Genomic DNA, 19,568 nt, shown 5'->3' on the forward strand with positions numbered 1-19,568 from the left:
TACCGACCGACTTCGGGTCCCGGCCGGGTCAGCCGCCCGGCCGGGACACGAAGGTGCGCCTGCGCGCCCGGGTCTCGGCCAGCTCCGCGGCGGCCCGGCGGGCGCTCGCGGCGAGATGGGCCGAACCCCAGGCGTGTGCCGTGCGTTCGGCCTGTGCGTAGCCCTCGGCGGCATCCCGGTCCTCGCCGAGCAGCCGGTGCAGATCGGCGAGGGCGTGCGCGAGCGGTCGGCTCGCGTAGGCCGCGCCCGCCGCGCCCGCGAGCTGGTCCCGCACCGGCAGCAGGTGCCCGAGGAGGGCGACCGCGGCCTCGTGATCCCGGTGGAGCACGGCGAGCTGGGCGCGGAAGTCCAGTTCCAGGCCGTACAGATGGTCCTGGAGCGGATCCGGCGAGACGGGTACGGCCCTTGCCTCGTCGAGTCTGCCGAGACGGGCCAGCACCAGCGCATGGGCCACGGCGACCGAGCCGCCCGCCGACTCGTACACGGCATGGACCATCGGCTCGATCTCGGCCACCCGGTCCTGGGCGAGCCGCATGCTGATCAGCCCGAGCGTGCGCAGCCCGGTGGCGTGGTGGGCGCCCACCCGCTGCAGCAGGGTGTCGGCCTCGGCGTAACCGGCCTCCGCCGCCTCGAAGCGGCCGGTCACGACGGCCAGCATCGCGGAGGTCGCGGCACTGAGTCCCTGCGCCCACACCATGCGGTAGCGGCGCGCGAGGACCAGGCCCTGCGCGGTGTGCCGGTGCACCGCGGCCGGGTCGTTGCGGGCGGCGGCGGTCATCGCGTCGAGGTGCTCGCAGACCCAGCGGTAGGCGGGCAGGTCGTGGGCGCGGGCGAGCTCGCGCAACTCGGCGGTCAGGGGTGGTCGCTCGGCGGCCCGGGTCTCGTGCGGCAGCAGCCGCGCCGAGGTCATCAACGCGGCGGCCATCAGCCGTGGTTCGCCGTCGGCACGGGCGAGTGCGAGCTGGGCGTCGGCCGCTTCCAGAGCCCGGGGCGCGTCCTCCGCGGCGACCGCGTCGACGAGGACCTGGAGGACGCGGGAGCGGGTCGGGCCGTCCAGCCCGGTATCGGACGCGAGCCGTTCGAGGCGGGCCAGCGCGGTCCGGTCGTACGGTCCTTCGAGCCGGCTGCGCCAGGGCGCGGGCTCGGTCCACGCCCCGTAGACGGCCGCGACCAGGTCGCCGCGGTCGGCCTGTTCGGCGAGTTCCACCGCCCGTTGCCGGGTGCGCCGGGCCGCGTCCGTCGCACCGGTGCGCACCTGCGCACCCAGCAGCGGCACCAACAGTTCGATCAGCCCGTCGGGTTGGGCATCCTCGCCCATGGCCGCGGTATGGGTGTCGATCGCCTGCCGGATGAGCGCGACGGCGACGTCATGGGCGTACCGCCGTTCGGCGGCCTCGGCGGCCCGCAGTGCGTAGTCGACGGCGAGCGGGGCGTCGGCGGCGCTGCCGGAGCGGGCGAAGTGGTGGGCCAGGGCGGCGAGTTCGCCGGGGCGGTGGTGGCGCAGCAGCCGGGCGACCCGGGCGTGCAGCCGGGAGCGCCGTACGCCGGACAGGCCGGCATAGACGGTGTCACGGACCAGGGCGTGCACGAACCGTACGCGGCCGGGCCCGGGTTCGGCGAGCAGGTCGGCGGCCAGCGCCGCGTCCAGGCCCTCCAGCACCTGTTCCTCGTCCAGTTCGGCGGCGTCGACGAGAAGGGACACCTCGGCCTCCAGGCCCAGCACCGCGGTGAGCTGGACGACCGACCGCGCGGCGGCGGGCAGCAGCGCGAGGCGTCGGCGCAGCACGTCACGCACCCCCTGGGGAACCTCGGAGACCGCGACCAGGGCGCCCTCGTCGGCGAGGAGACGGGCGCTCTCCAGGACGTAGAACGGGTTGCCGCCGGTGCGCTCGGCCAGCGCCGTCACGGTCGCCGGATCCACGGGCGCCCCGCAGACGGCGTCGACCAGGGTGGCGGTGTCGTGCGGGGGCAGGCCGCCGAGCGCGATCCGGTGCGGGGCGGCCGGGGCGAGGTGGGCGAGGGTCTTGACAAGGTGTTCGCCGACCTCGGCGGGGCGGTAACCGGCGACGGTGAGCAGGGGGACCCCGGTGACGGCGGCCGCCGCCTCGACCAGGGCGAGCGTCTCGGCGTCGGCACGGTGCAGGTCGTCGAGGAGGACGGCGAGGGGCGCCCCGGAGGCCGCGGTGCGCAGCCAGGCGGCGAAGGCGCGGTGCATACGGAAGCGGCCCGCGGTGGCCTCGTCGCGGGTCGGGGCGGCCGCGCTCTCCGGCTCCCGCAGCAGCACGGCCAGTTCGTCGGGCCCGGCCGGCGGCACCTCGCGGGCGAGCGCGCCGAGCGCCTCCACCCAGGCCCAGGCAGGCGGTGCGCCCTCGTACTCGGGGCAGCGGCCGATCACCACCCGCCAGCCGGCCTCCCGGAGCCGGACGGCGGCCCGGTCGAGAAACGCGGACTTGCCCGCGCCGGCCTCGCCCGTGACCAGGACGACACCGCCCGCCTGCCGTGCGTCCCGGGCGGCCGTGTCCACGGCACGCAGTTCCGCGCCCCTGCCCACGAACAGACCGCGCCCGGTGCGCGGGGGCAGGGCGACGGCCGCGGGCTCGGGAACGGCCGCGCGCAGCACGTCGAGCCGCCCGTCGAGTACGGCGCGCTCCAGGTCCCGCAGCGCGGGCCCGGGATCGCAGCCGAGCTCGTCGCGCAGCACGGCGGCGGCGCGGCGCAGCGAGGAGAGTGCGTCGGCCTGCCGGTCGCAGGCCCACTGGGCGAGCGCGAGCAGCCGCCAGCCCTCCTCGCGCAGGGGCCCCTCCCGGACCAGTGACTCGGCGTCGGCCGCGGCCTGCGCCGCCCGGCCGGTACGCAGCTCGGCGGCGACGGCGAGTTCGCGGGCCTCGGCGCGCAACCCGGTGAGCCGGGCCACCTCGGCGGCGGCCCAGTCCTCGTCCGCGTGCTCGGCGAAGGCCGGCCCGCGCCACCAGCCGAGCGCCTCGGCGAGCAGCCGCCGGGCCTCCTCGGCCGGGGCGTCACGGGCGCGCCCGACCCAGGTCTCGAACCGCCAGGCGTCCACCGCGTCCTGGGCCGGCCTCAGGGCGTAGCCCGGTGGGACGGTGACCAGAACGGTGGCCGGCGCACGCGGCGGGCGCCCTGGTTCGAGCGACCGGCGCAGGTTGGACAGATAGGCGTGCAGCGACACGGTCGCCTTCGCCGGGGGCTCACCCCGCCACAGCGCGTCCGCCATCCGGTCGACCGGTACCACACCGCCCCGGGCCGCGATCAGCAGCGCCAGCACGGCACGCTGCCGCGGAGCACCCAACTCGACCGGTGCCCCGGTGACTTCGGCACCCAGCGGACCCAGGACTCGCAAACGCAGCACGCCGCGGGAATCTACCCGAGGACCGCTTCGATCCCGTCAACAGTCGATAAACGCAGGCCACTGCGGGACGCCGGGTCGGGTGCCGGGACGAGTGCTGAGACGCGTGCCGGGCGGACGCCAAGTCGAGCGCCAAGCAGACGCCAAGTGGGGTGCGGCACGGTGAATGGTCGACACAGACAGTCGACGCAGACATCCGATCGTTGGAGCAAGCAAGCGTGTCCCTCAACAGCAGCCATGGCGTCCCGGCCACCGCCGAGCGTCCTCATACCCACGAAATGGTCGTGGTCCACCGGGTCTTCCGCCGCGAGTCGGCGCTGCTGCCCCGGTTGGTGCGCGCCGTACCCGAAGGTGACACGGCCCGCGCGGCGCGGATCGTCGGGGCCCTGGGCGACTACACCATGGGCCTGCACCACCATCACCACGCCGAGGACGAACTGATCTGGCCGCTGCTGCGGTCCCGCGCGGCGCAGGACGAGGCGCTGGTGGGCCGGATGACCGAGCAGCACGCGACCATCGACCGCACCCTGGCGGCCGTGGCGGAGTGGACGCCGGTGTGGGAGCGGTCCGCCGACCGGATCTCCGGCGAGGAACTGGCCCTCGCGCTGGAGGCACACCGCACCGCGCTCCTGGAGCACCTCGACGAGGAGGAGCGGTCGGTGCTCCCGCTGGTCGCCGGGCATCTGACCGTCGCCGAGTGGGACCTGGTCGGACAGCGCGGCATGGAAGGGATACCGAAGAACAAGCGCATGCTGGCCCTCGGCGCCATCCTGGAGGAGGCCACACCCGAGGAGAGCGCCTTCTTCCTGGGCAGGGTCCCGCTGATCGGCCGCCTGCTGTGGCAGGCCGTCGGCCGGCGCCAGTACGCGGCCCACCGCCGGACCATGCGCGCCCCGCTGGACGAGGAGTAGACCGGTGACCGTACTCGACTCCGCCCCGCTCGACGTCCTGGACGCCTACCGGACCTGCGAGTTCGTCACCCTGGGCCGCGACGGCTCGCCCGTGGCCTGGCCGACGGCCGTGCGGCGCCGTCCGGACGGGACGCTGCTGCTCAGCACCTCCCTGGCGTTCGCGCAGAAGGCGCTGAACATCCGCCGGGACGGCCGCGTCGCCCTGCTCTTCTCCGACCCCACCGGCAGCGGCCGTACGGATCCCCCGCAGATCTTCGTCGGCGGACACGCCGAATGCCCCGACGAGATCATGACCGGACCCGAAGGCGCCGAGGACTACTGGCGGATGCTGTTCGAACGCCAGCCGCACAGCCGGTCGTACCTCACCGCTCCCATGCGGCCGCTGATGGACTGGTACTACCTGCGGCTGCTGATCACCGTGACGCCCCAACAGGTGGTCGTACGGCCGCCGTTGCCCGCGTCCGGCACCCCCGCTCCGGCCAGTGACCTGGTGGGCGCCGCGCAACTCGCGCGTTTCCCGACGGCCGTGCTCGCCGCGCGCGACGCCTCCGGGGCGCCGGTGCTGGCCCGGACCCGGCCGGTGCCCACGCCCGAGGGCTTCGCCGTGGAGGTGCCGGCCGACTGCCCGGCCGTACCGGGCCCCGCCTCGCTCCTCGTGCACCGGCACGACGAGCGGCTGAACCACATGCACAACGCGCTCGTGCGCGGCGAACTGCGCGAGAGCGCTGCGGGACGGGTGCTGGTCCCGGCCAAGGTGGTGGAGCCGATGGGCTCGGGCCGTGCGACCGACGCGGTGGGCGTGCTCCGCAGCACGAAGCGGGCCACCGACCGCTATCTGTCCCGGCGCGGCCTGCCCCGGCCACGCGTGCGGTGGCCGGAGTTCAAGGCGCTGGCGCAGGACGCGCGCAGGGCCTGACCCCGGTGTGAGCCTCCGGGCCGGCTCCGCCGGAGCCGGCCCGGAGGTGTCCCTCAGTGCGGGGAGGCGGCGCAGGTGACGTCCGTGGCCGGCAACTTCTCGGTCGCCAAGTAGGCGTTGACCGTCGCGTCGACGCAGTCGCTGCCGTAGACACCGAACACCGCGTGCTGGTCCGCGCCGCGCAGGGTCACCAGGCGGGAGCTGGGCCAGTCGCGGTGCACCGCCTGGGCGCCCTGGTAGACGGTGCGCGGATCGCCGGTCGCGTTGACCAGCAAGGCAGGCAGGTCGTTCCTGATCACGGTCGGCCGCTCGCGCGGCGGGTCCCAGAAGGCGCACGGCCCGATGTTGTTGGTCACCGGCCCGAACAACGGGTCCTGCGCGCGGGACCGTTGCACGTCACGCCAGTACGTCTCGGGATCGCGTGGCGCGGCGACGTCACCGCACAGGATGGACATCTGCACGCTGCCGTAGTCCGACATGGATCCGGTCAGCGTGAAGCCCAGCGTGTCCGCGAGCCAGGGGCTCGGGGTGACGGCCTTGCCGGCGGCCGCGTCCCGCAGGTCGCGCATGCCCTGCGCGAAGTCGCCGTACGCCGTGTCGTTGTCCTGGGAGAGGCCGTTGAAGACGACCATCGGGGCGGTGCTCTCGTCCACGCGGTAGTCACCGACCCGCAGCGGCGCCCGTTCGGCGGCGGCCTGGATCCGGTCCACGACGGTCAGCACCGCGTCCCGGGTGCGGCCCAGGCCGTACGTCGTGTTCCGGGCGGCGGTCCAGGCGGCCCAGTCCCGCAGGGCGTGCCGGTTGGCGGGCTCCGAGCCGCGCAGCAGCCGGGGGCTGTAACGGTCGGGGTCCGCCACCGGCGCGTCGAGATAGTGGGGCAACCCGCTGGTGTGGCGCAGGAGTTGCCTTACGGTGATGTGCCGCCCGTCGTAGCCGTGGACGTCGATCAGCCCGGGCAGGTAGTGGTCGACGGAGGCGTCCAGCGAGAGCCGGTGCTCGGCGGCGAGTTGCAGGACGACGGTCGCGGTGAACGTCTTGGTGACGCTGCCGACGCGCAGCCGGTCGGTGGTGTTCATGGGACGGCCGGTGCGGAGATCGGCCGTGCCGGCGGTCTCGGCCCAGCGTCCGCACGGGCCGTCGGCGAGCACCGAGGCTCCGGGGATGCGGTCGTGTGCGGTGAGCGCGGTCAGCGCCCGGCGGACGTCGTCGTGCGTACCGCAGCGCTCGGACGGTCCTGGGGGCGACGGCCGGGCGGTGGCCGCGGGCGCGGCCGCCAGCACGAGCGCCGCCACCGACAACGCCAGGACGGACTTCGTGGAAATCGTTGCCATGCGCCAACACGCTAGGGACCGCCCGGTCCGCGATCACTCCAGCGGGCCGCCGTATCCGGGGTGTGGCCAACCCCCGGGCAGCGGTGGAGCGAACCCCCTGGCGCCTACGCGGATCGGCACTCCGCGAGCCGCTTCTCCAGGAACCGGCGCTCCGCCGCGTTCTCCACCAGCGCCAGCGCCTGTTCGTACGACTCGGCCGCCTCCCGCGTACGCCCCATGCGGCGCAGCAGGTCGGCGCGGGTCGCGGGCAGCAGGTGGTAGCCGGCCAGGTCGTCCTCCGCCGCCAGCTCCGCCACCAGGGCGAGGCCCGCCTCCCCGCCCTCGGCCATGCCCACGGCGACCGCGCGGTTCAGCCGGACCACCGCCGAGGGCACGTACCGCAGGAGTTCGCCGTAGAGGCCGGCGATGTCGGCCCAGTCGGTGCCGGCGGCGGTCGCCGCGGTGGTGTGGCAGGCCGCGATGGCCGCCTGGATCTGGTACGGGCCGGGGCGGCCGCGGCGCAGGGCGCTCTCCAGGAGAGCCGCGCCCTCATCGATCTCCGCCCGGTCCCAGGCCGTACGGTCCTGGTCCTCAAGGGTCACCAGATCGCCCGCCGCGTCCACCCGGGTGTCCCGGCGGGCGTCGTGGAGCAGCAGCAGCGCCAGCAGGCCGACGACCTCCGGCTCGTCGGGCATCAGCCGGGCCAGCAGCCGGGCCAGCCGGACGGCCTCGGCACAGAGGCCGGAACGCATCAGGTCGGCGCCGGCCGTGGCCGCGTAGCCCTCGTTGAAGAGCAGATACAGCACGCCGAGGACGCCCGTGGTGCGCTCGGGCAGCAGATGCGCGGGCGGCACCCGGTACGGGATACCGGCGTTGCGGATCTTCCGCTTGGCGCGCACCAGCCGCTGCGCCATCGTCGCCTCGGGCACGAGGAACGCGCGCGCGATCTCGGGTGTGGTCAGCCCGGCGAGGGTGCGCAGGGTCAGCGCGACCCGGGCCTCGATCGGCAGCGCCGGGTGGCAGCAGGTGAAGACCAGCCGCAGCCGGTCGTCCCGCACCCCGCTGTCGTCGCCCTCGTGGTCCGGGTCGTACGGGTCGTAGGGTCCCTCGTCCCGCGTCAGCACCGCCGCCTCCCGCAGCTTCGCCGCCCCGACCGCCTCCCGGCGCAGCACGTCCAGGGCGCGGTTGCGGGCGGTCGTGGTGAGCCAGGCGCCGGGGCGGCGCGGCACTCCGTCGCGCCGCCACCGTTCGAGCGCCTGGGCGAAGGCGTCCTGCGCGCACTCCTCGGCGAGGTCCCAGTCGCCGGTCACCCGGATCAGGGTGGCGACGACCTGGGCCCACTCCTCGCGGAAGGCGGCGGCGACGGCCTTCTCGACGTCGTCCGTGACACTCACGTGGTGTTCACTCCCAGACCGGCCGCACCTCGACCGAGCCGCCGGCCAGCGCCGCGGGGTGCCGGGAGGCGAGCGCGATGGCCTCGTCGAGGTCGGCGACCTCGATGATGTCGAGGCCCGCGACGTACTCCTTGGTCTCGGCGAACGGCCCGTCGCTCAGCAGCACTTCGTCACCCTGCACCCGGACGGTGGTGGCGTCGGCGGCGGGCCGCAGCCGGGCACCGCCCTTGACGACGTCCCGGGTACGGACCTCGTGGATGTACGAGGTGAAGCGCGGGTCCTCGGCGATCTCGGCGGGGCTGAGCTCCTCGCCGCCGACGGGTGTGCAGATGAACAGGACGTACTTCATGACCGCTCCTTCCCGGCCGTCGCCTCCAGCGGCACCGAGACATGTTCGTGGGCGATGACCCAGCTGAAGCCGGTGTCCCGGTAGCCGGTGGTCACCCGTACCACCCGGTCCAGCGGCTCGCCGGTGACCCGGGTGCCGCGGATCCGGACGAGGGCGTGGCTGAAGGTGCTGCCCTCCCCGGGCCGCACGCGCAGTTCGAGCACCTCGCGGTGCACGGGCCCGCTGAGCGTCGCGAACCACCCCTCGACCGCCTTGCGGAACGCGGCGATCCCGGACTGCGGCTCGGCCGCGGCGGGCCCGAAGGCCTCCACGTCGGGCGCGTAGCAGGCCGTCATCCGGTCGACGTCCCGCTCGCGGGCGGCCGCGGTCAGCTCGGCGTCGATCCGGCGCACGGCCGTCCCGGCGTCCTCCATCAGCCCGTCGTCCCAGAACGGGCGCACCTCCATGGCCCCGATCGTTGCCACGGGGTGCTGGGCGGCGATCCGTACGGCCTCCTCCAGGCTGTCGCAGTCGACGACGTCGAACCCGGCGACGTACTCCTTGGTCTCCGCGAACGGCCCGTCGGTCCGCAGCACCTCCCCGTCGCGCACCCGCACGGTGACCGCCGTGTCCGGCAGCCGCAGCCGGTGGCCGTACAGCCGGACCCCGCGGCGGACGCCGTGCTCCTCCACCCAGGGCTCCACCGGCGCCATCCCGGAGGCGTCGGCGGTGTCGTCGCCGCAGACCAGCAGCATGTACTTCATGGTTCCTCCCGGTCCTCAAGAGCTTCCTACACCCCACCGACGAACGGCGCCGGGCGGAATCGACACACCGTGGTCATGCGTGTGTGTGGCCCCGGTCACTGCCACATCCCGTGCCCCCGGCCCAGGACGCCGTGCGGGTCGTGGACGGCCTTGGCCCCGGCCAGCGTGCCCCACAGGCTGCCGTAGTGCTCGCGCCAGTCCGCGGCGGACATCGGCAGCGCGTTGGCCGGATAAGCCACCGCGCCCTCGGCCCGCGCGTACTCGTACGCTCGGCGGTTGGCGGCCACCATCGGGTCGGCCGCGCCGGGGACGGCCGTGCGCAGCAGGGCGAGCAGATGGACGACCTCGCCGCGCGGGCGCCGGAACAGCGGGGCCCGCAGGGTACGGGTGAGGAGGGGGTAGAGCAGCACCAGGCCGTTCTCGCGCAGGTCCGTGAAGGCCGGGTCCGCGAGGATGCCGGTCACGACGGACGCGGCGGTGTCCTCGGGGAGCAGCAGGTTCAGCCAGGGATGCGGGTGCAGCCACTCGCCGCTGGCGCGCAGGGTCTCCTCGTCGACCGCAACCCGGTCGGCGAACTCGGCGTACCCCAGGTCCTCGATCTCGGCCGTGCCGAAGGAGAGGTCCCCCAGGAGGGCCGTGTCGTCGGGCGGGGTCGGGCCCTGGTGGGCGGCCACGGCCTCGACCATGTACCGCCAGCCGTCGGCGGTGTCCTCGACGGGGCGGGCCTGGCCTTCGAGGTAGCCGAAGCGCCCGTCCGTGGCGAGCAGGCGCTGGTCGGACAGGTAGGCGTCGAGATCGGGGTAGTACAGGCAGTAGCGGCGCACCAGGGCGGGCGCGGGGGACAGCCGCAGGGTGGCCCGGACGATGACGGCGACCTGCCCCAGTCCGGCCAGGACCGTGTGGAAGAGCGCACCATGGCGTTCCGGCGAGCAGACCAGGTGCTCGCCGGCGCCCGTCACCACCTCCAGCTCCAGCACCGAGTCCGCGACCAGCCCGTGCCGGTGGCCGGCGCCGCCCAGCCCGCCGACGCTCAGCACTCCGCCGACGCCGGCCCCCAGGTAGTCGGTGAGGACGGGCGGCGCGAGCCCGTACGGGAGGGTCGCCGTCAGCACGTCACGCCACAGCGCACCCGCCTCGACCTCGACCCGGTCGCCGGTCACCGGCCCGACCGCGCTCAGCTCACGCAGGTCGAGGACGATCCCGCCGGGTGCCTGACCCTGGCCGTACATCGAGTGGCCGCCGGCCCGCGCGGCCACCGGGATCCCGCGCGGCCCGGCGTACGCCAGCGCGTCCTCGACCTCGGCAGCGGACCGCGGCCGCAGCACCCCCAGAGGCGGTGCGCACACCAGGTGACCGAAGTCCTCGGCCGCCTCCCGGAGGGTTTCCGGGCGGGTGTCCAGCAGTTCCACGAACGGTGCGGAGACACGGTCCGACGACGTCACGCGGCACACTCCAAAGAGGCATCGGCCGACACGGGCGGAACCATCTTCGTGGCGGGGCACGACGGACGGACACCGTTTCCCGCTTCGGCACCTCACTCCCACGGTGGGTTTACCGCGCCGGAAACCGGGTCACCCCGCTGTGCACACCGCCGGCACGCCGGGTCTTCCGGTTCGTGACGGAGCCCAGGACGGACTGAGTGTTCCGGGCGGGCGAGGCCCGTGCGGTCCAGGACCGTCGGCGAAACGCCGCCGAGGTGCTTCCCGGAAGCCCCTGAAGCCGCGAATATGCCGCACCATGGACATTCTGCTCGTCGCAAGCGCGTTCAACAGCCTGTCCCAGCGGGTGTACGCCGAACTGTCCGACCTCGGCCACCGGGTGGACGTCGTCCTCGCCGGCCGCGGCCCCGACGCCGTCCGCGCCGCGGTACAGGACCGGCGCCCGGAGCTGATCGTCGCGCCGATGCTGAAGACGGCACTCCCCGAGGACGTCTGGCGGGAGCACACCTGCCTGATCGTGCACCCGGGACCGCCCGGCGACCGCGGCCCCTCCTCCCTCGACTGGGCCATCGCCGGACAGGCACCCCAATGGGGGGTGACCGTGCTCCAGGCCGAGGCGGCCATGGACGCGGGCGCCGTCTGGGCGAGCGAGCCGTTCCCGGTCGAGCCGGTCGGCAAGAGCGACCTCTACCGGGGCGAGGCCGCCGACGCCGCCCTCACCGCCGTCCACGAGGCCGTACGACGGTACGCGGAAGGCTCGTACAAGCCCCGGCCGCAGAGCGACCCCGAGATCCACGGCCGGATCGTCTGGCGGGACGTCTTCCGGCAGGTGCGGCGACGGATCGACTGGGCGGCCGACGACACCGAGACCGTACTGCGCAAGCTGCGCGGCGCCGACTCGCAGCCGGGGGTGCTCGACGAACTCCTCGGCCGGGAGGTGTTCCTGCACGGGGGACACCCCGAGGACCGACTGACCGGGGAGCCCGGTGAGCTGCTCGCGACGCGGGCGGGCGCGGTCTGCCGGGCCACCCGGGACGGCGCCGTGTGGATTCCCGAACTGCGCCCCCGCAAGAACTCCGGCGACCCAGCCCCCTTCCGCCGCCCCGCGGCCGACGTGCTCGCCGCCCCGGACCTCCCGGAGAGCCCCGCCCCGCTCGAACTGCCCCCGGACCGCCGCACCTGGACCGACATCACCTATCAGCAGCACGGCGAGGTCGGCTTCGTGAGGTTCTCCTTCCCCGGCGGGGCGATGAGCACCGACCACTGCCGGCGCCTGCTCGCCGCGTACGAGTACGCACTCGCCCGCCCCACCCGCGTCCTCGTGCTCGGCGGCCGGCGCGACTTCTTCTCCAACGGCATCCACCTGAACGTCATCGAGGCCGCCCCGGACCCCGCCGAGGAGTCCTGGACCAACCTGAACGCCATGGACGACCTGGTCGAGGCCGTGCTGCGGACCACCGACCGGCTGGTCGTGGCGGCGCTCGGCGGCAACGCGGCGGCCGGCGGCGCCATGCTCGCCCTCGCCGCCGACGAGGTCTGGTGCCGCACCGGCGCCGTCCTCAACCCGCACTACCGGCGGATGGGCCTGTACGGCTCAGAGTTCTGGACGTACACGCTGCCCCGCCGCGTCGGCGCCGAGACCGCCCGGCAGCTCATGGACGAGGCACAGCCGGTGAGCGCCGCCACAGCCGCCCGGACCGGGCTCGTCGACCGGCTGGTTCCGGTGCCCGCACAGGACTTCACGACCGAGGTCGAGCACCTGGCGGCCGCGCTCGCCGGCACCCCGGACCTCGATCGCCGGATCGCCGTCAAGGCCGCGGCGCGCCGGGCCGACGAGGCCGAACGGCCGCTCGTCGAGTACCGGAGCGACGAACTCGCCCGGATGCACGCCCTGTTCTTCGACCCCGGCGCCGCCTATCACGCGCTGCGTTCGGACTTCGTCCGCAAGGTCCCCGGCGGTGCCCGGTGACACGGCTGCTGGTGGCGGGCGTCGGCAACATCTTCCTCGGGGACGACGCCTTCGGCCCCGAGGTGATCCGCGCCCTGGCGGAGCGCCCCCTGCCGCCCGAGGTACGGGTCCGGGACTTCGGCATCCGGGGCATGGACCTGGCCTACGAACTGCTGGACGGCTGGACGGTCGCCGTGCTCGTGGACGCGGCCGCCCGCGGCGAACGCCCCGGCACCCTGTCCCTGGTCGAGCCCGAACCGCCCGACGGCCGCTCGCCGGCCCCGCCCGAGGCACACGGCATGGACCCGGCGAAGGTGCTGGTCCTGGCCACCCACCTCGGCGACGAACCCCTGCCCCGCGTCCTCGTCCTGGCCTGCGAGCCCGGCGAGCTGCCGCGCGGCGACGAGGACATCGCCCCCGGCCTGAGCGAGCCCGTCCGGGACGCGGTGCGGCGGGCCGTCGCGGCCCTGCACACCCTGGTCCCGGCGCTGCTGGCGGATCCCCTGGTCACGCCTTCGTTGGCCCGCCCGGAGGAATCCGCGGGCCGCGCCGCGGCCGGGCTCCCGCACACCGCCGCCACCGGCGCGGAGGATCGCTGACGGACCAGTACCCGGACCGGGACCAGCCCGCTCCGAAGGTTCGTCCCGAGCCCAGCGACCCAGGAGCGGAGCACCCATGTGTCAGTCGGAGGAGGTCACCCGGGCCGTCCTGGCCAGGAACGACGGCCTGGCCGCGAGCCTGCGCGACGACCTGACCGCGCGCGGGGTGAGCGTGGTGAACCTGCTCTCCAGTCCCGGCAGCGGCAAGACCGAACTGCTCGGCCGGGTGCTGGCCCGGGCCCGGGAACGGGACGTCCCCGTCGCCGCCTTCACCGCCGACCTCGCGACCGAGAACGACGCCGAGCGCCTGGCCCGTTCCGGAGCGCCGGTGAAACAGCTGCTGACCGACGGGCTGTGCCACCTGGAGGCCCGGCAGGTCCGCGGCCATCTGGAGGGCTGGCTGCCCACCGACACCGCTCTGCTGTTCGTCGAGAACGTCGGCAACCTGGTCTGCCCAGCCTCCTACGACCTCGGCGAACACCTGCGGATCGTGCTGATGGCGGTGACGGAGGGCGAGGACAAGCCCTCCAAATACCCCACCGCCTTCGGCTCCGCGCACCTGGTCGTTCTCACCAAGACCGACCTCGCCGGACCGGCCGGCTTCGACGCGACCGCCTTCGCCGACCATGTACGGCGGGTCAATCCCGGGGTGGAGATCGTGCGTTCCTGCGCCCGCACCGGCGAGGGCGTCGACATGGTCCTCGACCGGGTGCTCGCCGTACGGGACGGCGCCCCCGTGCACCGTCCGCCCCTCGCCCCGCACCCGCACGGTCACGTCCACGCCCCGACCGCCTCGTGACCGCCGCCCCCACCACGGCGGCCGTCCGCCGACGCGTCACCGTGTGCGGGACCGTCCAGGGCGTGGGCTTCCGCCCGTACGTCCACCGCCTGGCCGTCGATCTCGCGCTCGCCGGATTCGTCGGCAACACGGCGAACGGAGTGATCGTCGAGGTCGAGGGCCCGGCGTCCGACGTCGACCGGTTCTGCGAGCGGCTGGCCACCGAGCCGCCGCCGCTGGCCACCGTGACCGCGGTGGGTGTGGAGGAGGTACCTGTCACCGGCGCGGACTGCGGCTTCACGATCCGTGCCTCCGAGCAGTCGGCCCCGGGCCGTACCCTCCTCCCGCCCGACACCGCGACCTGCGCCGACTGCCTGCGCGAACTGTCCGATCCGGCCGACCACCGCCACCGGCACCCCTTCATCACCTGCACCCACTGCGGGCCCCGCTTCACCATCGCCACCGGGATGCCGTACGACCGCGCGGTCACCACGATGTCCGGCTTCCCCATGTGCCCCGGCTGCGCCCGGGAGTACGGCGCCCCGGCCGACCGCCGCTTCCACGCCCAGCCCGTCGCGTGCCCGGACTGCGGGCCCCGGCTGCGGCTGGTGCCCGCCGCCGGCAGCGGAGTGAGACCCGCTCGCGACGGTGACGCCCTCTCACGGGCGCGAGAACTGCTCGCCGCCGGGCGGATCGTCGCCGTGAAGGGCATCGGCGGCTACCACCTGGCCTGCGATGCCGCCGACGCCCGGGCCGTCGACACCCTGCGCACCAGAAAGGCACGCGGCGACAAGCCGTTCGCCGTGATGTGCGCGGACCTCGGCGAGGCGGAGCGGATCGCCGAGGTCGGGACGGGCGAACGGGCCGCCCTCATCAGCCCCCGGCGCCCCATCGTCCTCCTGCGCCCCCGCCGCGGGGTGCGGCTGGCACCGGGCCTCTGCCCCGGCAGCCCGCACCTCGGCGTGATGCTGCCCTACACCCCCGTCCACACCCTCCTCTTCGGCCTCCCCGGCGACCCGCCCGGCCCCCGCGTCCTCGTCATGACCAGCGGCAACCGGTCGGGCGAACCGATCGTCACGGACGACGAGGAGGCCCTGACCCGGCTCTTCGGCCTGGCCGACGCCTGGCTCGCCCACGACCGGCCCATCGCCTCGCCCTGCGACGACTCCCTGCTGAGGGTGCGCGCCGACGGCACCGAGCAGGTGCTGCGCCGCTCCCGCGGGTATGTGCCGCGTCCGCTGCGTCTGCCCGTTCCGGTGCGGCCCGCGCTCGCGGTGGGCGGTGACCTCAAGAACGCGCTGTGCGTCGGCGAGGGCGACCTGGCCTGGTTCGGGCCGCACATCGGCGACATGGGCGACCTGGCCACCCTGGAGGCCGCCACCCGCGCCGAACGGCATCTGCACCGGCTGACCGGAATCCGCCCCGAACTCGTCGCCGCCGACCGCCACCCCGGCTATCACTCGTCAGCCTGGGCAAGCCGGTACGCCCATCAGCTCCCGCCGGCGCACGGCACCGGCACTCGGTTCCCGCCGGAACACACCGGTCGACTCCCGCTGAGGAAGCCGGTGTTCGTCCAGCACCACCACGCCCACATCGCGGCCGCCATGGCTGAGGCCGGCCTCGACGGCACCACACCCGTCATCGGCGTCGCCTTCGACGGCACCGGCTACGGCGACGACGGCACCGTCTGGGGCGGCGAGGTCCTCGTCGCCGACTACACCGGCTACCGGCGCCTCGGCCACCTCGCCCCGGCCCCGCTGCCCGGCGGGGACGCGGGCGTGGCCAACCCGTGCCGGACGGCGCTGGCCCGGCTGTGGGCGGCCGGCGTGCCGTGGGACGCGGACCTGCCCTGTGTCGCCGCCGGCTCCCGCGAGGAACTCAGGCTGCTGGCACGGCAGTTGCCGAGTCAGGTTGGCTGTGTGGCCACCTCCAGCATGGGCCGTCTCTTCGACGCCGTGTCCTCCCTCGCGGGGGTCTGCCACCGCGCGGGATACGAGGCCCAGGCCGCCCTGGAGCTGGAGGCACAGGCCTGCCCGGCCTGGGACGAGGACACGGCCGCGTACCCCTTCGGCGACCGCTTCGACCCGGCCCCCGCCCTGCGCGCGATCGTCACCGACCTGCGGCGCGGTACCCCGGCCCCGGTCATCGCGGCCCGCTTCCACCGCGGCGTCGCACAGACCGTCCTGGACCTGTGCCGGCGCGCACGCGCGGTCACCGGTCTGAGCACCGTCGCCCTCACCGGAGGGGTGTTCGCCAACGCCCTGCTGGAGAGCGCGAGCACCGACCTGCTGCACGGCGCCGGATTCACGGTCCTGCTGCACGGCGAAGTCCCCCCGAACGACGGCGGGTTGGCCCTCGGGCAGCTGATGGTCGCGGCCCATGAACCGGCTGCGGCCCGGGCACCGGCCGAGGCCGAACCGGCTGGGGCCGAACCGGCTGTGGCCCACGAACGACCCGACGACGACCGACGGAAAGCAGTCAGCGACGAGACGGAGTGACCCATGTGTCTGGCAGTGCCCGGCAGAGTCGTGAGCATCGACGACACCGCCGATCCCCTCACCGGCCTGATCGACTTCGGCGGAGTGCAGAAGCAGGCGTGTCTGGAGTACGTCTCGGACGTGCGGGTGGGCGAGTACGTCATCGTCCATGTGGGCTTCGCCCTGCAGCGACTCGACGAGGAGTCGGCTCTGGCCTCCCTCAAGCTATTCGAGGAACTGGGGCTTCTCGAGGAGGAGTTCGGCGACGCCTGGCAGCAGGCGGCCCGGCAGGCCGAGGGGAGCGAGACCCGGTGAAGTACCTCGACGAGTTCAACGACCCCAAGCTGGCCCGCCGCCTGCTGGACGAGATCCGGGCCACCGTGACCCGGCCCTGGGCCCTGATGGAGGTGTGCGGCGGCCAGACCCACTCCATCATCCGGCACGGCATCGACCAACTCCTGCCCGAGGAGGTGGAGTTGATCCACGGTCCGGGCTGCCCGGTCTGTGTGACCCCGCTGGAGTGCATCGACAAGGCGCTGGAGATCGCCGCCCGTCCGGACGTGATCTTCTGCTCGTTCGGCGACATGCTCCGCGTCCCCGGCACCGACCGGGACCTGTTCCGGGTCAAGGGCGACGGTGGTGACATCCGTGTGGTGTACTCACCGCTCGACGCGCTCCAGCTCGCCCGGCGCCACCCGGACCGTCAGGTGGTGTTCTTCGCCATCGGCTTCGAGACCACCGCCCCCGCCAACGCCATGGCCGTCCACCAGGCCAGGCGCCTCGGCCTGACCAACTTCACCCTCCTGGTCTCCCATGTCCGGGTCCCCCCGGCGATCGAGGCCATCATGACCGCCCCCGGCTGCCGGGTGCAGGGTTTCCTGGCCGCCGGGCACGTGTGCAGCGTGATGGGCATGGCCGAGTACCCGGAGCTGGCCGAACGGCACCGCGTGCCGATCGTGGTCACCGGCTTCGAACCGCTCGACATCCTGGAGGGCATCCGCTGCACCGTCCGCCAACTGGAGCGCGGCGAGCACCGGGTGGAGAACGCCTACGCCCGTGCCGTGCGCACGGACGGCAATCCGGCCGCGATCCGCATGATCGAGGAGGTCTTCGAGGTCACCGACCGCTCCTGGCGCGGCATCGGCCGGATCCCCGCCAGCGGCTGGCGGCTGACCGAGGCCTACCGGGACCACGACGCCGAGCACCGCTTCGACGTCACCGGCATCCGCACCGAGGAACCGGCCGAGTGCCGCGCCGGCGAGGTCCTGCAGGGGCTCATCAAGCCCACGGACTGCGCGGCCTTCGGCACCACCTGCACCCCGCGCACCCCGCTCGGCGCCACCATGGTCTCCAGCGAGGGCGCCTGCGCCGCCTACTACCTCTACCGCCGGATGTCCGAACCGGCGCACCCGCGCGAGGAGATGAACCCCGTTGGCTGAGCAGACCCTCGTCGACCCCGCGAACTGGAGCTGCCCGGCGCCGATCCGCGACCAGCCGGTCGTGGTGATGGGCCACGGCGGAGGCGGCGCCCTGTCCGCCGAGCTGATCGAGCAGATCTTCGCCCCCGCCTACGGCAACGCCCTCCTCGCCGGGATGACCGACTCCGCGGTCCTCCAGCTCGGCGGCGCCAGGCTGGCCCTCTCCACCGACTCCTACGTCGTACGGCCGCTCTTCTTCCCCGGCGGCTGCCTCGGCGACCTCGCCGTCAACGGCACCGTCAACGACCTCGCGATGAGCGGCGCCCGGCCCGCCTACCTCTCCGCCGCCTTCGTGCTGGAGGAGGGCGTGCAGCTGTCCGTCGTCGAACGCATCGCCCAGGCCATGGGCGAGGCGGCCGAGACGGCGGGTGTCACCATCGCCACCGGTGACACCAAGGTGGTCGAGGCCGGGCACGGGGACGGGGTGTACGTCACCACCGCCGGGGTCGGCCTTGTCCCCGAGCGAGTCGACATCCGCCCGCAGCGGGCCCGGCCCGGGGACGCCGTCATCGTCAGCGGGCCGATCGGCCTGCACGGGGTGGCCGTGCTCAGCGTCCGCGAGGGGCTGGAGTTCGGCGTCGAGATCGCCAGCGACACCGCGTCGCTCGCCGACCTGGTGGCGACCATGCTGGACGTCACTCCCGACATCCACGTCCTGCGCGACCCCACCCGGGGCGGTCTGGCCGCCTCGCTCAACGAGATCGCCCGCGCCTCGGGAACCGGGGTACGGCTGAACGAGCGGGCCATTCCGGTGCCGGACGCGGTCGCGAGCGCCTGCGGTTTCCTCGGGCTCGACCCGCTCTACGTCGCCAACGAGGGCCGCCTGGTGGCCTTCGTCCCGCCGACGGAGGCCGACGCCGTGCTCGATGCGATGCGCGCCCATCCGCAGGGGGCGGGCGCGACCCGGATCGGCGAGTGCGTGACCGAGCACCCCGGCATGGTGGTCGTGGCGACCGGCCTGGGCGGCACCCGGGTCGTCGACCTGCCGCTCGGGGAGCAGCTGCCCCGTATCTGCTGACGGCAGGCTCCGCTGATGAGATGAGAAGGCGATGACCCCGCCCGTGCCGTACGGCACGGGCGGGGTCATTCGACCGCGATGATCTCCAGTTCCCGGCCGCAGCGCAGCTCGGTGGAGGGCCGGTCACAGCGCGGGCACCAGAAGAACGGCGGCATACCCACCGCGAACTCCTCGGCGCACGGACCGCACCAGGCCCGCGCCGTCACCTGCTCGACCACCAGCCGGGCCCCGGCCAGGGCCGTGCCGTCGCGGGCCATCTCGAAGGCGAAGTCCAGGGCGTCGGGGACGACCCCGGACAGCTCGCCGACCCGGACGGTCACCGCGGAGACACGGTCCGCGCCGTCCGCCCGGGCCCGTTCGTCGGCCTGCTCCACGATCGCGGTCGCGATCGACAGTTCGTGCACGACCCGCTCACGGATACCGGTGACCGGCGCGCAGCCCGCCCGCGATGCGCCAGATCTTCATCTCGCGCACCAGGCTGGGGATACCGGTGGCGAGCAGCGCCAGGGCCAGGGCGCCCACCACGGCGATCTCCGCGGTCAGCACGGTCTGGGCCGCCGTTCCTGTTCTCTTGCGTCGGTCCTTCATGTGGGGAACTCCCTGATCTGTGTCATCCGGGCGGGATGTTCGGCATGACGTCCAGAAGGGCGTCGTGGCGCTTCCAGCTGATGTTGGTCGAGCGCCGCGCGTCGGCGGTGCCGTCCTGGTGGTGACCTGTCTGCTTCTTGTAGGGACCCTCGTTGCCCTGGTGTATGCCGGGCACGTGGGACGGCGTGTCGGGCCGCGCCTGAGGGCGGCCGACTCGGATGTTGCCCATGGGGTTTCTCCTTCCTGTGGTGCCGTT

18 protein-coding genes are annotated in these 19,568 nt (G+C 74.2%); 9 read left to right on the plus strand and 9 right to left on the minus strand.

Features of this window, described 5'->3' with window-relative positions:
- Positions 1–28: 28 nt before the first annotated feature.
- Positions 29–3,367 carry a BTAD domain-containing putative transcriptional regulator gene (locus EDD90_RS49155; protein ID WP_260328570.1) on the minus strand — a complete coding sequence of 1,113 codons (3,339 nt, stop codon included), beginning with the start codon at positions 3,365–3,367 and terminating at the stop codon, positions 29–31.
- Positions 3,368–3,582: 215 nt separating this feature from the next.
- Between EDD90_RS49155 and EDD90_RS49160 the strand changes: the two genes are divergently transcribed.
- Positions 3,583–4,275 carry a hemerythrin domain-containing protein gene (locus EDD90_RS49160; RefSeq protein WP_260328571.1) on the plus strand — a complete coding sequence of 231 codons (693 nt, stop codon included), beginning with the start codon at positions 3,583–3,585 and terminating at the stop codon, positions 4,273–4,275.
- A 4-nt stretch (positions 4,276–4,279) separates the two neighbouring features.
- Positions 4,280–5,191, plus strand: a complete 912-nt coding sequence (locus EDD90_RS49165; protein ID WP_123979512.1) for a pyridoxamine 5'-phosphate oxidase family protein — start codon at positions 4,280–4,282, stop codon at positions 5,189–5,191.
- Positions 5,192–5,244: 53 nt separating this feature from the next.
- On the opposite strand, the gene EDD90_RS49170 is transcribed toward EDD90_RS49165, so the two are convergent.
- From EDD90_RS49170 to EDD90_RS49190, 5 genes are all read right to left on the minus strand, one after another.
- The gene (locus tag EDD90_RS49170; RefSeq protein ID WP_123979514.1) at positions 5,245–6,522 is read right to left on the minus strand and encodes a serine hydrolase; all 1,278 of its coding nucleotides are present in this window, start codon (positions 6,520–6,522) and stop codon (positions 5,245–5,247) included.
- 104 nt (positions 6,523–6,626) lie between these two features.
- Entirely contained in the window at positions 6,627–7,895 is a 1,269-nt protein-coding gene (locus EDD90_RS49175) for an RNA polymerase sigma factor (RefSeq protein WP_123979516.1), read from the minus strand.
- A gap of 7 nt (positions 7,896–7,902) precedes the next feature.
- Entirely contained in the window at positions 7,903–8,244 is a 342-nt protein-coding gene (locus EDD90_RS49180; protein ID WP_123979518.1) for a YciI family protein, read from the minus strand.
- Complete coding sequence (locus EDD90_RS49185; protein WP_123979520.1) at positions 8,241–8,987, minus strand: nuclear transport factor 2 family protein; 747 nt, start codon at positions 8,985–8,987, stop codon at positions 8,241–8,243. The genes EDD90_RS49180 and EDD90_RS49185 overlap by 4 nt, the downstream gene beginning before the upstream one ends.
- Positions 8,988–9,082: 95 nt before the next feature.
- Positions 9,083–10,429, minus strand: a complete 1,347-nt coding sequence (locus EDD90_RS49190) for an FAD-binding protein (protein ID WP_260328572.1) — start codon at positions 10,427–10,429, stop codon at positions 9,083–9,085.
- 295 nt (positions 10,430–10,724) lie between these two features.
- Here EDD90_RS49190 and EDD90_RS49195 point away from each other — a divergent pair, with 295 nt between their 5' ends.
- The 7 genes from EDD90_RS49195 (at position 10,725) to hypE (ending at position 18,724) form a co-directional block, all read left to right on the plus strand.
- The gene (locus EDD90_RS49195) at positions 10,725–12,395 is read left to right on the plus strand and encodes a hydrogenase maturation protein (RefSeq protein WP_123979522.1); all 1,671 of its coding nucleotides are present in this window, start codon (positions 10,725–10,727) and stop codon (positions 12,393–12,395) included.
- The gene (locus EDD90_RS49200; RefSeq protein WP_123979524.1) at positions 12,392–12,973 is read left to right on the plus strand and encodes a hydrogenase maturation protease; all 582 of its coding nucleotides are present in this window, start codon (positions 12,392–12,394) and stop codon (positions 12,971–12,973) included. Before EDD90_RS49195 ends, EDD90_RS49200 begins: the two co-directional genes overlap by 4 nt.
- A 76-nt stretch (positions 12,974–13,049) precedes the next feature.
- The gene (gene hypB / locus EDD90_RS49205; RefSeq protein WP_123979525.1) at positions 13,050–13,772 is read left to right on the plus strand and encodes a hydrogenase nickel incorporation protein HypB; all 723 of its coding nucleotides are present in this window, start codon (positions 13,050–13,052) and stop codon (positions 13,770–13,772) included.
- Entirely contained in the window at positions 13,769–16,249 is a 2,481-nt protein-coding gene (hypF, locus tag EDD90_RS49210; RefSeq protein WP_123979527.1) for a carbamoyltransferase HypF, read from the plus strand. Before hypB ends, hypF begins: the two co-directional genes overlap by 4 nt.
- Positions 16,250–16,252: 3 nt before the next feature.
- Positions 16,253–16,543 carry a HypC/HybG/HupF family hydrogenase formation chaperone gene (locus EDD90_RS49215; protein WP_123979529.1) on the plus strand — a complete coding sequence of 97 codons (291 nt, stop codon included), beginning with the start codon at positions 16,253–16,255 and terminating at the stop codon, positions 16,541–16,543.
- Positions 16,540–17,667 carry a hydrogenase formation protein HypD gene (hypD, locus tag EDD90_RS49220; protein WP_123979531.1) on the plus strand — a complete coding sequence of 376 codons (1,128 nt, stop codon included), beginning with the start codon at positions 16,540–16,542 and terminating at the stop codon, positions 17,665–17,667. Before EDD90_RS49215 ends, hypD begins: the two co-directional genes overlap by 4 nt.
- A gap of 67 nt (positions 17,668–17,734) precedes the next feature.
- Positions 17,735–18,724 carry a hydrogenase expression/formation protein HypE gene (hypE, locus tag EDD90_RS49225; protein ID WP_123982448.1) on the plus strand — a complete coding sequence of 330 codons (990 nt, stop codon included), beginning with the start codon at positions 17,735–17,737 and terminating at the stop codon, positions 18,722–18,724.
- Positions 18,725–18,789: 65 nt separating this feature from the next.
- Here the strand turns inward: hypE and hypA are convergent, their stop codons facing one another.
- From hypA to EDD90_RS49235, 3 genes are read right to left on the minus strand one after another with little or no spacing between them, the layout of a single operon-like run.
- Positions 18,790–19,128, minus strand: a complete 339-nt coding sequence (gene hypA / locus EDD90_RS49230; RefSeq protein ID WP_123979533.1) for a hydrogenase maturation nickel metallochaperone HypA — start codon at positions 19,126–19,128, stop codon at positions 18,790–18,792.
- Between the two features lie 7 nt (positions 19,129–19,135).
- Positions 19,136–19,312 carry a hypothetical protein gene (locus EDD90_RS56030; protein ID WP_185149493.1) on the minus strand — a complete coding sequence of 59 codons (177 nt, stop codon included), beginning with the start codon at positions 19,310–19,312 and terminating at the stop codon, positions 19,136–19,138.
- Positions 19,313–19,334: 22 nt separating this feature from the next.
- On the minus strand, positions 19,335–19,541 hold the full coding sequence (locus tag EDD90_RS49235; RefSeq protein WP_123979534.1) for a hypothetical protein: 207 nt from the start codon (positions 19,539–19,541) through the stop codon (positions 19,335–19,337).
- Positions 19,542–19,568 lie beyond the last annotated feature (27 nt).

It is taken from the genome of Streptomyces sp. Ag109_O5-1 (genome assembly GCF_003814875.1).
GTDB classification, from domain to species: domain Bacteria; phylum Actinomycetota; class Actinomycetes; order Streptomycetales; family Streptomycetaceae; genus Streptomyces; species Streptomyces sasae.

Bases quoted from the DNA above. Each gene is read 5' to 3' on its own strand.
- EDD90_RS49170 (WP_123979514.1), bottom strand. From the start codon at position 6,522: ATGGCAACGATTTCCACGAAGTCCGTCCTGGCGTTGTCGGTGGCGGCG.
- EDD90_RS49180 (WP_123979518.1), bottom strand. From the start codon at position 8,244: ATGAAGTACGTCCTGTTCATCTGCACACCCGTCGGCGGCGAGGAGCTC.
- EDD90_RS49185 (WP_123979520.1), bottom strand. From the start codon at position 8,987: ATGAAGTACATGCTGCTGGTCTGCGGCGACGACACCGCCGACGCCTCC.
- EDD90_RS49195 (WP_123979522.1), top strand. From the start codon at position 10,725: ATGGACATTCTGCTCGTCGCAAGCGCGTTCAACAGCCTGTCCCAGCGG.
- hypB (WP_123979525.1), top strand. From the start codon at position 13,050: ATGTGTCAGTCGGAGGAGGTCACCCGGGCCGTCCTGGCCAGGAACGAC.
- EDD90_RS49215 (WP_123979529.1), top strand. From the start codon at position 16,253: ATGTGTCTGGCAGTGCCCGGCAGAGTCGTGAGCATCGACGACACCGCC.
- hypE (WP_123982448.1), top strand. From the start codon at position 17,735: ATGGGCCACGGCGGAGGCGGCGCCCTGTCCGCCGAGCTGATCGAGCAG.
- EDD90_RS56030 (WP_185149493.1), bottom strand. From the start codon at position 19,312: ATGAAGGACCGACGCAAGAGAACAGGAACGGCGGCCCAGACCGTGCTG.
- EDD90_RS49235 (WP_123979534.1), bottom strand. From the start codon at position 19,541: ATGGGCAACATCCGAGTCGGCCGCCCTCAGGCGCGGCCCGACACGCCG.